We start from the raw sequence: 13,255 nt of genomic DNA on the forward strand, positions 1-13,255 counted from the left end.
CGTGGACGGCAAGGGCGCCAGCTACGGCACCCACGAGAACTACCTGATGTCCCGCAGCACCCCGTTCACCGCGGTGATCGGCGGCCTCACCCCGTTCTTCACCTCGCGCCAGGTCGTCATCGGCTCGGGCCGGGTCGGCATCGGCGCCACCGGCGACCACGCCGGCTTCCAGCTGTCCCAGCGGGCCGACTACATCGAGGTCGAGGTCGGCCTGGAGACCACGCTCAAGCGGGGCATCATCAACACCCGCGACGAGCCGCACGCCGACGCCGACAAGTACCGCCGGCTGCACGTCATCATCGGCGACGCCAACCTGGCCGAGTACTCCACGTACCTCAAGGTCGGCACCACCGCGATCGTGCTGGACATGATCGAGTCCGGCAAGCGCTTCGACGACCTGCGGCTGGCCGACCCGGTGCGCGCGGTGCACACCATCAGCCACGACCCGACGCTCAAGGCCACCGTCGAGCTGTCCGGCGGGCGCAAGTTCTCCGGCCTGGACATCCAGTTCGCCTACCACGAGCGGGCCTCGCGCTACCTGGAGTCCGAGGGCAGCGGCGACCGGGTGGCCGCGCACGTGCTCAAGACCTGGGGCGAGATCCTGGACGCGCTGCGCCGCGACCCCATGGAGTGCGCCGACCGGCTGGACTGGCCGGCCAAGCTGCGGCTGCTGGAGGGCTACCGCAACCGCGACAACCTGGCCTGGGGCTCGCCCCGGTTGCAGCTGGTCGACCTCCAGTACTCGGACGTGCGGCTGGACAAGGGCCTGTACAACCGCCTGGTGGCCCGGGGCTCGATGAAGCGCCTGGTCAGCGAGGAGGAGGTGCTGGCCGCGGTGACCACGCCGCCGGAGGACACCCGCGCCTACTTCCGTGGCCGCTGCCTGGAGCGCTACCCCAGCGCCGTCGCCGCCGCGTCCTGGGACTCCGTCATCTTCGACATCGGCCGCGAGTCGCTGGTCCGCATCCCCACCCTTGAGCCCCTGCGGGGCACGAAGGCGCACGTCGGGGCCCTGCTGGAGGCCGCGAACACCGCCGAGGAGCTGGTCGACGCCCTCACCAGGGGCTAGACACGCGTTGATCACGACCCGAGTGGCTGAAGGACGAATGTCGGTGCCGCTGGGTAGTGTTGAAGCAGGCCAACCAGTCACCGGGAGGCGGCCATGGCTCAGGAACAGGTTCAGCGTCAGGGTGGGGGCGACGGCGACGACGGCGGCGACGGCGCCGCCGCCGCGGGTCAGGAACGCCGGGAGAAGCTCGGCGAGGACGTCGACGCCATCCTCGACGAGATCGACGACGTGCTTGAGGAGAACGCCGAGGACTTCGTGCGCGCATACGTGCAGAAGGGCGGCGAGTAGGCCCGCACGGGGCCTCCACCCGTTGACACCGACTCCACCGGCGGCAGGAGAGACACACTACATGGAACACAACTCGAACACGGGCGCGGCGCTGCCGGCGGCCTACCTCGCGTCGGGCACGTCCTCGTTCGTGGACTTCCTGCGCGCCCAGGCGCCCGAGCTGCTGCCGTTCAACCGGATCGCGCCCGGCGCCCGGCCGCTGGAGCTGGCCCACGGCACCACGATCGTCGCCGTCGCCTACAAGGGCGGCGTCCTGATCGCCGGTGACCGGCGGGCCACCCAGGGCAACGTGATCGCGCACCGGGACATGGACAAGGTGTACGTCACCGACGAGTACTCGGCCGTCGGCATCGCCGGCACGGCCGGGCTCGCGGTCGAGATGGTCCGGCTCTACCAGCTGGAGCTGGAGCACTACGAGAAGCTCGAGGGCGTCACCATCACGTTGGACGGCAAGGCCAACCGCCTCGGCGCGATGATCAAGGGCAACCTGGAGGCGGCCATGGCCGGCCTCGTCGTGCTGCCCCTGTTCGTCGGCGTCGACGTCGACTCGCCCGACCAGGACCGGGCCGGTCGGATCGTCACCTACGACGTCACCGGCGGGCGGTTCGACGAGCACGCCGGCTACCACTCCATCGGCTCCGGCTCGGTGTTCGCCAAGGGCTCGCTGAAGAAGCTGTACGACCCGGACGCCGACAAGGACGCGGCCGTGCGGACCGCCATCGAGGCGCTCTACGACGCCGCCGACGACGACTCGGCGACCAGCGGCCCCGACCTGGTGCGCCGCATCTTCCCGGTCGTCATCACCGTCGACGGCCTCGACGGCGCCGTGCGGGTGCCCGACGAGACCACCGCCGCGGTGTCCGAGGCGGTCGTCGCGGGACGCACCCGCAGCTGAGGCCGGCCGTGCTGACGTTTCCACGAACCACAGGAGCCGCACCGTGACGTTGCCGTTGTACGCATCCGCCGAGCAGGTGATGCGGGACCGCTCGGAGCTCGCCCGCAAGGGCATCGCCAGGGGCCGCAGCGTCGTCGTGCTCACCTTCACCGACGGCGTGCTGTTCGTCGCCGAGAACACCTCGTCGACCCTGCGCAAGGTGTCCGAGATCTACGACCGCATCGGCTTCGCCGCCGTCGGCCGCTACAGCGAGTTCGAGAGCCTGCGGGTGGCCGGCGTCCGGCACGCCGACCTGCGCGGCTACCAGTACGACCGGCGGGACGTGAACGCCCGCTCGCTGGCCAACGCCTTCGCCGGCCTGCTCGGCTCCATCTTCACCGAGCAGATCAAGCCGTTCGAGGTCGAGGTCTGCCTGGCCGAGGTCGGCTCCGCCTACGGCGGCGACCAGCTCTACCGGCTGACCTACGACGGCTCCATCGTCGACGAGCCCAAGTACGTGGTCATGGGCGGGCAGGCCGAGGCCATCTCCAACGCCCTCAAGGAGACCTACCAGGAGGACGCCGCGCTGGCCGACGCCCTGCGCGTGGCCGTCGAAGCCTTCGACGCCGGCAGCCCGGCCGCCAACGGGGACCGTCCGCTCGAGGTGGCGGTGCTGGACCGCAACCGCTCCCGCCGGACCTTCCGCCGTATCCAGGGCGCCGTCCTGGAGCAGCTGCTGGCCTCGACCAAGCCGGCTCCCGAGGAGCCCGCCGCCGAGGAAGCGCCGCCGGCCGGGTCCGACGCCGGCTCGGAGAGCTGACCCGAGCAGAACCGCAGTTCACGAGGGACCCTCCGACATATGTCGGAGGGTCCCTCGTGTTACATGGCTCTTCTCACCCGTGACCGATCCGGGGTTTTGTCCTTCTTGTCGGTTTGTGAACACCGTGTGAGGTCTTTAGGCCTTTCGGCCTCTTTGCGATTCGGTGTCCCGTCGGTGAGGATCTCACCGGGGTGTGGATCCGGTGCGGCTCGCTTCAGAGCCGTGTCCCGGCCGCACAGGGGGAAGGAAATACATGGCCGTAGTGAGGCTGCCGCGCGCCCTTTTCCGGACGCGTGTGCTTCTGTTGGGGATCTCCGGGCTCGTCGCCGGGTCCCTGCTGTCCGCGCCGGCGCCGGCGATCGCCGCCGCCGCGATCCCGGACCAGGCGCCCACCGAGACGCTGGCCCAGCAGTACGCCCGTGAGGGCAACAAGAACGTGCTCGTCACCTCGCGGCTGAGCGAGACCGAGGAGGTCTCGGCCCAGCCCGACGGCTCGATGGTCTGGCGGGAGTACACCAGACCGGTCCGGGTCAGACGCGGCGACCAGTGGGTGCCCGTCGACACGACGCTGGCCGTGCGGCCCGACGGCAGCATCGGCCCCAAGGCGTCCACAATGGACATCTCGCTGTCCGCCGGCGGCCCCGGCTCGGCCGCGCGGCCGCTGGTGAAGGTCGGCAACAAGGGGGCCGAGGTCGGCCTCGTGTGGACCGGGGACCTGCCCAAGCCCACTGTGGACGGTGCGACGGCCACCTATCCCGAGGTGTGGCCGGGCGTCGACCTCGCGGTCACCGCCGACACCATGGGCTTCTCCGAGGTGCTGGTGGTCAAGACCGCCGAGGCCGCGAAGAACCCGAAGCTGAGCAAGGTCACCTTCGGCACGTACACCAGCAACACCAAGGTGCGGGCCAAGGCCCAGGCCACCCCCGGCAACGACCTCGAGGTCGTGGACAACTCCGGCGCCGTGGTTTTCGCCGGCGACGCCACCCGGATGTGGGACTCGTCGGGCGAGGGCGACCGGACCGCGCGGGTCACCGGCGGCGCCGACGGCGCCCGGCGGGCCGACATGCGGGCCGACGTCACCGCGACCGGCGTGACGGTCAGCCCCGACGCGGCCTTCATGGCCGACAAGGACACCAAGTACCCGGTGTACATCGACCCGGAGTACTTCTGCTCCAACACCTCCTGGTGCGGCATGCAGCACCACGCGGTCGTGCAGTCCGGCTTCCCCGACGCGCGCAACTACGACAACTCCGGCGGCACCTTCAGCGAGCTGCTCAGCGGCTACGAGACCTCCGACCGAGCCAAGATCTCGCGCTCGTACATCCAGATGAACACCGCGCCCATCGTCGGCAAGTCCATCCACTGGGCGCACCTGAACACCACGGTCACCCACACCTGGAACTGCTCCGGCACCGGGGACAGCGAGCTGTGGTGGACCGGCCCGATCGACGGCAACACCACCTGGAACAACCAGCCCGGCTGGAACCAGCAGATCTCGAACGCCAACGTGGCCAACTGCCACGACGCCGGCGACGTCACCCAGGTCTTCGAGGCGTCCGACCTGATCCGCCGGGCGGCGTCCGAGGGCTGGCAGGCCGGCACCTTCATGATCAAGGGCGCCGCCGAGGGCAACGTCTCCGCGTGGCGGAAGTTCGCGCTCAACCCGTACCTCGAGGTCGCCTACGACTCGCAGCCCAACAACCCCGCCAACCTGAAGATGGCCAACGGGGCGCTGCCGTGCGTGAAGGGCGACAACCGGCCCTGGCTGGACACCAAGACCCCCGAGGTGCAGGCCACTGTGTCCGATCCGGACGGTGGCAGCCTGAGCGTGCTGGTGGCCACCAGCGGCGGCACCTACGGCCACGACGTGCCCAACAGCTACCGGGACAACGGCGCCAACCGCTTCGGCGTCGGCACGCCCGGCCCGAACCAGGGCGCGACCGCGCAGTACACCATCCCGGCCGGCTGGATCCCGACCGACGGCATCTACAAGTGGGCGATGCGGGTCGGCGACGGGGAGATGGATTCCCCGCACTGGGACTGGGACTGTGAGTTCACGGTGGACACCGCCGTGCCGAAGGCGCCGACCGTGGCGCTGACCGGCCAGCAGCCCCAGTTGCAGGGCGACCCGGTCTCCTTCACCGTCTCGGTGCCGCTGGCCACCGCCGGCCTGGACGACATCGATCGCTTCGTCTACACGACCGACGGCAGCGACCCCAGCGTGCAGGGTTCCCCCACGGCCAAGCGCAATCCCGGCCTCGACGCCAACGGCAACGTCACCGCCACGGTGAACGCGACCGCCGTCAACGGCAACCAGAACCTGATCCGGGTCAAGGCCGTCAGCAGGACCAGCAAGCCCGGTCCCAACGGGACCTGCGTGGGCGGCAACGGCCTCGACGCCGCGGCCTGCGCCTACATCGTCGAGCCGCTGACCCCGGAGAAGGGTCTGGCCGGCGCCTGGGGCCTGGACGACCAGGGCGGCCCAGCCGCCTCGGACAACGTCGCCACGCTGCGAGCCGGTGCGACCCCGCACCCGGCCACCCTCAACGGCGATGCCAACTGGGACCTCGGCTACAGCCGCGGCGACTCGTGGTCGCAGCCCGACCAGGCCGGCAACAAGGACGGCGTCCGGGGCGGCATGCACTTCGGCACCAGCGGATACCTGGCCACCGCCGGGCCGGTGCTCGACACCAGCAAGACGTTCACCCTCTCGGCGTGGGCGAAGCTGACCGACATGAGCCCCAACAAGCCGCACGCGGTCATCGCGCAGGAGGGGGCCCACTCCAGCGGGGCGTTCATCGAGTACTCCTCCGACGCCAACGCCTGGACGTTCAACCTGCCGGACAGCGACGCCGACAACCCGGCCAACGCCCGGGTGGTGTCCAAGGCCGCGCCGCAGCTCAACGTGTGGACGCACCTGACCGGCACCTACGACTCGGTGACCGGCCAGGCCACGCTGTACGTCAACGGGGTCAAGCAGAACAGCCTCGTGCGGCACGGCTGGAACGCCACCGGCGCGCTGCTGGTCGGCGCGGCGAAGTGGGGCAGCCAGCGGGGCAGGGCGTTCAACGGGGTCATCGACGACGCCCAGGTGTGGCAGCGGGTGCTGTCCGACGCCGAGGTGCACGCCCTGGCCACGGCCAGCGTTCCGCGTGCCCAGTACAACCTGGCCGAGGGCGCCGCGACGCTGCTGACCACCGGCTCCACCGGCTCCGGCGACAGCTTCACCCCGGCCCCGGTGCCCAGCCTCCAGGGCTACTGGAAGCTCGACGAGACCGACGGCACTTCGGCCGCCGACAACAGCAACAGCGGCAACGGCCTCGCCCTGCACCCGCTGACGCTGTCGGGCGGAACCTCCTGGGTGGCCGGCAAGTCCGGCAACGCCGTGCACATGGACGGCACCGCCTACGGCCAGGCCTCCGCGCCCGTGGTGGACACCAGCCGCTCGTTCACGGTGTCGGCCTGGGCCAAGCTGGAGGACGTCAACGGCTACTACGGCGTGGTCGGCCAGCCGGCCAAACCCGGTGGCACGCTCGGCTTCCTGATGCGGTACTCGACCGACGTGCACGCGTGGATCTTCGGCCTGAACAGCTCGCCGGACGACAGCGCCGCCGCCGCGCAGATGAACTGGGCCTACGAGCCCAACAGCGTCACCACGGCCGGGCAGTGGACCCTCGTCACCGGCGTGTTCAACGCCGAGACCAAGACGCTGCAGACCTACGTCAACGGCAAGCTGTCAGGGCAGAACAAGTTCGCCGGCGCGCCGTGGAACGCGACCGGCCAGTTCAGCGTCGGCGGCTACGACGTCGGCGGTTTCACCCACCAGTTCAAGGGTTCCCTCGACCAGGTGCAGGCCTGGCAGACCGCGCTGACGCCGTCGCAGATCGCCGGCCTGGCCGGACTGTCCTACACGGACAGCACGTGGAACTTCCCGGCCGGCCAGCCGGGTACGCCGGCCGGGGCAGTGGCCGAGGTGGCCGACCGCAACGACGGCGCCGGCGCCCAGTTCACGTGGGACGGCACCGTCACCGGGCAGCATCCGGAGGCCCTGCGCACCGACGGGTCCTACACGATCGAGGCCTGGGTGCGGCTGGACACCAACGACGACTTCACCCGCGCGGTGGCGTCGATGGACGACGGCAGCGGATTCAGCCCGCTCATGTTCGGCTTCCGCAAGGACGACCAGACCGTGGGCAAGTGGGACATCGGCCTGTCGTGCGACCAGCACCAGGGCTGCCTGACGCTGGCCTACAGCGACGCCGGGGCCGAGCGCGGCGTGTGGACGCACCTGGCCGCCACCTACGACCTGGTGACCAACAGCGCCTGCCTGTACGTCAACGGCCAACGCCAGTCCACGTGCACCAGCGGCGGCAAACCGCCGTACAGCGCCAGCGGGCCGCTGCGCATCGGCAAGGCCCAGTGGGGCGGCAACCTGGTCGACTTCTGGCATGGAGCGATCGCCGGGCTGCGCGTGTACTCCGGCGTCCGCACGCCGGACCAGATCAAGGGCGACCGCACCGCGGACGACCCGGGCAACCTCTTCGGGGTGAGGCACTGATGCGCGCGGGGGGATTCCAAAAGATGAGCGATAGTCGAAGACTGCCGCGGGCCGGTTGGGCCCGCGCGACGGTGGCCGCCCTGGTCGCCGTGATCATGGTGGTCGGTGAGACCCAGGCCGTGGCCGCGCCCAAGGGCGGCTGGCACGGGCTGGGCTGGGACCTGCCGGAGCTGCAGAGCCGATCAACGTGGCCGGCAGCCCGGACAAGCCTGTGGAAGTGCTGGAATATAAATGAGGAACATTTGGTGAGAGGTAGTTTTTTTTGTCATGCTCATTGGGTCGCTCCCCAAAAATTGGAGCGTCATATGGCCTAGGCTAGTAGTACGGTTACCTGCTGCCAGGAGAGATGGGTCGTGAGGTGTCATTCACGCAAGGCCGACCCGCCCCCGCCGCCCACGACAAGGGCACCGTGCGGGTGGAGACGGTCGACCACTCCATCGCCCAGAAGGCCAAGATCCCCGGCACGCTGGTTCGGCTGACCCCGGTCTCCGGGGACACCTCCGGACCGGTGTCGGTGGACCTGGACTACTCGGCCTTCACCGACGCCTACGGCGGCGGCTACGGCCAGCGGCTGCGCTGGGTCTCGTATCCGGACTGCATCCTGACCACGCCGGAGAAGCCGTCCTGCGCGGTGCCGACGCCGATCGACTCCGTGAACCAGGAGCAGGACCACCACCTGGTCGGCGAGCTGACGTTGCCCGCTTCGCAGCGTTCCGCCAAGGCCGCGACGGCCGGCAGCGGCGGCGCGGTCGTCGGCGCCACCTCCGGCCCCAACTCCGGCGGCGGCGACTTCTCGGCCACTACGCTGTCCCCGTCCGGCACCTGGACGGGCGGCAGCTCCTCGGGCGACTTCTCCTACACGTACCCGATCGGCCTGCCGGCTCCGGCCGGCGGCGCCGCGCCGCCGCTGAAGCTGACGTACTCCTCGGGCGCGGTGGACGGGCTGACCTCGGCCACCAACAACCAGCCGTCGGTGTTCGGCGACGGCTGGGAGCTGTCCGGCGCCGGCTACATCGAGCGCAAGTTCGAGTCCTGCGCCACCGATCTGGGCGGCAACAACGGCGACAAGAAGACCGGCGACCAGTGCTGGGGCACGGACAACGCCACCTACGCGTTGGGCGACCGGTCCGGGCAGCTGGTCAAGGACGCCAACTCCGGCGCGTGGCACCCGAAGAACGACGACGGCTCCAGGATCGAGCATCTCACGGGCGCCGGCAACGGGGACGACAACGGCGAGTACTGGAAGGTCACCACGACCGACGGCACCCAGTACTTCTTCGGCCTCAACCACGTTCCCGGCTGGCACGACGGGCTGCCGGACACGCAGTCCACGTTCACCGAGCCGGTGTTCGGCAACAACGCCGGCGAGCCCTGCTACAAGGACGGCGACTTCGCCGGCTCCGCGTGCACCCAGGCCTACCGCTGGAACCTGGACTACGTCGTCGATCCGCACGGCAACGCCGAAGTCCTGCACTACCAGACGGAAACCAACTTCTACGGCCAGAACAACAACTGGACCGATCCCGGCGTGCAGTACACCCGGGGCGGGTATCTGACCGAGATCGACTACGGATACAACGTGAACGTGGCCGGGGCCGGCCTGTTCGACGCCGCCCCCGACCGCGTCGTGTTCGACACCACCGAGCGCTGCCTGCCCGGCGGCGGGGTCACCTGTGACCCCGGGGAACTGTCCAAGGACACCGCCAACTCGTGGCCGGACGTGCCGGCCGACGAGATCTGCAACTCCGGCGACGCCTGCAAGAACAACATGAACCCGTCGTTCTTCACCCGGCGCCGGGTCACCGCGATCAGCACCTTCTCGGGCGGCGCCGCCGTCAACCGCTGGGACCTGGCCCAGTCCTTCCCGCAGACCGGCGACGGCTCGGCCAACGCGCTGTGGCTGGACGGCATCACCCGCACCGGCCTGACCGGCGGCAGCCTCGCCCTGCCGCAGACCACGTTCATCGGCACGGCCATGCCCAACCGGGTCTTCCCGGGGCAGAACGACCTGACCGGCATCACCCGCAACCGGATCACCTCGGTGGTCAACGAGCAGGGTGGCGTCACCTCGGTCGACTACACCGCGCCGGACTGCAAGGGCGGAACTCCCGCGCCGGAAAGCAACTCCTCGCGCTGCTACCCGGTCTTCTGGTCGTACCAGGGCAACAAGGAACCGCAGATCGACTGGTTCAACAAGTACCTGGTGACCGACGTCCACGAGGACGGCCGGACCTCGCTGTCCCAGCAGACCCACACCCACTACGACTACGTGGGCGGATCCGCCTGGCACTACGACGAATCACCGCTGGGCGACCCGAAGTACAAGACGTGGTCGGTGTGGCGGGGCTACGGGACCGTGCGCACCACCAAGGGCGACCCGGACGATCCGGCCGGACCGCCGAGCGTCAGCGAGACCACGTTCATGCGGGGCATGGACGGCGACGTCCAGCCGTCCGGGACGCGTCCCGCCTCGGTGACCGACTCGCTGGGGGAGAGCATCCCCGACAGCAACCAGTTCCGTGGCATGACAAGGGAAACCCAGCAGCTGCTGGACGGCCACGCGATCTCCGGCACCATCACCGACCCGTGGAGCTCGGGCGCCACCGCCACCGGCAACGGCATGCAGTCGTTCCTCACCGGCAACGGGGCGACCCGCAACCGCACGTGGATCGCGGCCGCCAACGCGTGGCGCACCACCCGCATCGCCACCACCTTCAACGGCGAGGGTCTCGCGACCGCGGTGGAGGACGACGGCGACGTCACCGACCCGTCCCAGGCCAACTGCACCCGCACCACGTACGCCTACAACACCGGCGCGTGGATGCTGAACTTCCCCAGCCAGGTGCAGAAGGTCACCGGCGCCTGCGTGGGGTCGAACCTGGCCCGCAGCAACAACATCATCGCCGACACGCGGACGTACTACGACAACCGGGGTCTCGGCGCCGGGCCCAGCACCGGCAACGTCACCAAGACCGAGAGCCTCAACGGCTGGCCGTCCGGCGGGGCCGAGGGCTTTGTCAACGCCGGCACCACCTTCGACGCCTACGGCCGGGTCAAGTCCAGCACCGATGAGCTGGGCCGCACCACACTGACCGACTACACCCCGGCCAGCGGCGCCCCGTCGAAGATCACCATGACCAGCCCCTCGCTCGGCGGCACGCTCGGCAGCTTCACCCAGAGCAAATTGTTCGACGCGCCATCGGGGCTGCTGACGTCCACAGTGGACGCGAACGGGCGCGTCACCAGCGCGGGTTACGACCCGCTGGGCCGGATCACCGCGGTCTGGGCGCCCGGGCACGACAAGAACCACAGCGGGCCGGCGGACATCAAGTACGAGTACACGGTCAGCAAGGACAAGCCGAGTCTCCAGATCACCGACGCCCTCCAGTCGTCCGGCGGCTACGCCGTCACCTACCACCTGGTGGACGGGCTCGGCCGGACCGTGCAGGCGCAGGCGCCCACCCCGTTCACCTCGGGGCGGGTCGTCAACGACACCCTGTATGACTCCCAGGGGCGGCAGTGGGAGACCCACAACGCCTACTGGAACGGGGATTCCGGCCCGACCGGCGCCCTGCTGACCGCGCTGGACCCGGCCGTGCCCAGCATCACCCGGACGCAGTACGACTCGGCCGGCCGGCAGACCGCGGCGATCTCCCTGCGCGACAACACCGAGCTGGCCCGCACCACCGTCCGCAACGACGGCGACCGCACCACCACCATCCCACCGGCCGGTGGCACCGCCGAGACCGTCGTCAACAACGCCCGCGGGCAGATGGCGCAGCGGATCCAGTACCACGACCCGGCCCACACCAGCCAGGGCGACCCGGCCGACACCACCAGCTACACCTACACGCCGACCGGCCAGGTGATCACGGACATCGACAGCACCGACAAGAACAGCTGGACCTACACCTATGACGCCCGGGGCGAGCGGGTTGCCGCGACCGACCCGGACGGTGGTGCCAGCAAGGCCTCCTACGACGCGGCCGGGCAGCTTTCGTCCACAACGGACGGGCGCGGCAAGACCGTCGCCTTCAAGTACGACGTGCTCGGGCGGCCCACCGGCGAGTACGCCGACAGTCCGTCCGGACAGCAGCTGTTGTCGTACAGCTATGACACCCTGCTCAAGGGCCTGCCCACCCGGACCACCCGGTTCGTCAACGGGCAGCCCTACGCCGCCACCGACGTGTCCGGCTATGACAACGCCAACCGTCCCACCGGGACCAAGGTGACCATCGTCGGCGAGCCCGGACTGGCCGGCACGTACTCGTTCCCCGTCACCTACGACTCCAACACCGGGAAGGTCGCCACGACCAGCAGTCCCGGGGTCGGCGGGCTGCCGGAGGAGACGATCTACCACGGGTACGACGCGTACAACAACCCGACCACGACCCTGGCCGCCAGCACCGGGGGCGTGACCACGTCGCTGGTGTCGGAGACGACCTACGACCCGTTCGGCAAGGTGCTGCGGGAGAACTTCGCCGCCGCCACCGACCCCAAGCAGGTCTCCACCACCAACACCTACGACGACTCCACCGGTCGACTGGCCACGAACCTGTCGGTGCGGGCCACCACCAGCGCGCCGCAGATCGTCAACCGCACCTTCGGCTACGACGCGGCCGGCAACGTCACCAAGGTCGCCGACACCCCGGCCGGCAGCGGCTCGGACGTCCAGTGCTTCAGCACCGACTACCTCCGTCGGCTCACCGAGGCCTGGACCCCGGGCAGCGGCAAGTGCGAGGACCCGCGCAGCACCGCCGGCCTCGGCGGCGCCGCGCCGTACTGGACGAGCTGGACCTACGACCAGACCGGCAACCGGTTGACCCAGACCCAGCACACCGGGTCCGGCGACACCGTCGCCAAGTCCACCTATCCGGCGGCCGGGGCCAAGCAGCCGCACGCGTTGCAGTCCGTCGAGACGACGACGCCGACCGGCACCAGCAAGATCGACCTCACCTACGACAACGCCGGCAACCTGCTGACCAAGGACAAGCAGAGCTTCACGTACGACGCCGAGGGTCATGTCGCCACCGCGACCGGCCTCGACGGCAAGCCGGTCAGCTACGTCTACAACACCGACGGCGCCCGGCTGGTCACGCGTGACTCCTCGGGCACGACTCTCACCGTCGGCGACGTGGAGTTGTTCGTGCCGGCCGGGTCGACCACCGCCCAGGGCACCCGCTTCTACACCCACGGCGGCGCCAAGGTCGCTGAGCGCAGCTCCACCAAGGGGCTCACCTGGCTTCTGGCCGACGACCACGGCACTGCCAGTGCCCAGATCAACGCGGGCAACCTCGCGGTGTCCAAGCGCTACCAGGACCCGTTCGGCAACAACCGCGGGCCCTCGCCGTCCACGTGGAACGACAAACACGGCTTCCTGGACGGTTTCCAGGACGCCAGCGGGCTGACCCACGTCGGGGCCCGTGACTACGACCAGAGCACCGGTCGCTTCACCCAGATCGACCCCGAGTTCGATCTGACCAGCCCGCAGTCGTGGAACAACTACGCCTACAGCGGCAACAACCCCGTCACGTGGTCCGACCCCTCCGGTCGGGGCTTCTGGGACGTGCTGGCCATCGTCGCCGTCGTGGTGATCGTGGTTGTGGTGCTGGTGGCGATCACCGTCACCACCTGCGGCGCCGGTGA

The 13,255-nt window shown here is 69.8% G+C and carries 6 protein-coding genes; all 6 read left to right on the plus strand.

What is annotated here, in order from left to right:
* On the plus strand, nucleotides 1-1,069 hold a 1,069-nt coding region (gene dop, locus KUTG_RS43445; RefSeq protein ID WP_043725486.1), incomplete at its 5' end, for a depupylase/deamidase Dop.
* A gap of 93 nt (nucleotides 1,070-1,162) precedes the next feature.
* On the plus strand, nucleotides 1,163-1,357 hold the full coding sequence (locus KUTG_RS43450) for a ubiquitin-like protein Pup (RefSeq protein WP_043725488.1): 195 nt from the start codon (nucleotides 1,163-1,165) through the stop codon (nucleotides 1,355-1,357).
* Nucleotides 1,358-1,418: 61 nt separating this feature from the next.
* Complete coding sequence (gene prcB / locus KUTG_RS43455; protein ID WP_043725490.1) at nucleotides 1,419-2,252, plus strand: proteasome subunit beta; 834 nt, start codon at nucleotides 1,419-1,421, stop codon at nucleotides 2,250-2,252.
* 43 nt (nucleotides 2,253-2,295) lie between these two features.
* The gene (gene prcA / locus KUTG_RS43460; RefSeq protein ID WP_043725492.1) at nucleotides 2,296-3,051 is read left to right on the plus strand and encodes a proteasome subunit alpha; all 756 of its coding nucleotides are present in this window, start codon (nucleotides 2,296-2,298) and stop codon (nucleotides 3,049-3,051) included.
* 253 nt (nucleotides 3,052-3,304) lie between these two features.
* On the plus strand, nucleotides 3,305-7,609 hold the full coding sequence (locus KUTG_RS43465) for a LamG-like jellyroll fold domain-containing protein (protein WP_084580489.1): 4,305 nt from the start codon (nucleotides 3,305-3,307) through the stop codon (nucleotides 7,607-7,609).
* Between the two features lie 358 nt (nucleotides 7,610-7,967).
* The coding region (locus tag KUTG_RS43470; protein ID WP_157495204.1) for an RHS repeat domain-containing protein at nucleotides 7,968-13,255 on the plus strand (5,288 nt) is incomplete at its 3' end.

This window comes from Kutzneria sp. 744 (assembly GCF_000568255.1).
Lineage (GTDB): Bacteria > Actinomycetota > Actinomycetes > Mycobacteriales > Pseudonocardiaceae > Kutzneria.

What these genes read in the sequence shown, in the direction of transcription:
- KUTG_RS43450 (WP_043725488.1), top strand. Translation starts at nt 1,163, where the DNA reads ATGGCTCAGGAACAGGTTCAGCGTCAGGGTGGGGGCGACGGCGACGAC.
- prcB (WP_043725490.1), top strand. Translation starts at nt 1,419, where the DNA reads ATGGAACACAACTCGAACACGGGCGCGGCGCTGCCGGCGGCCTACCTC.
- KUTG_RS43465 (WP_084580489.1), top strand. Translation starts at nt 3,305, where the DNA reads ATGGCCGTAGTGAGGCTGCCGCGCGCCCTTTTCCGGACGCGTGTGCTT.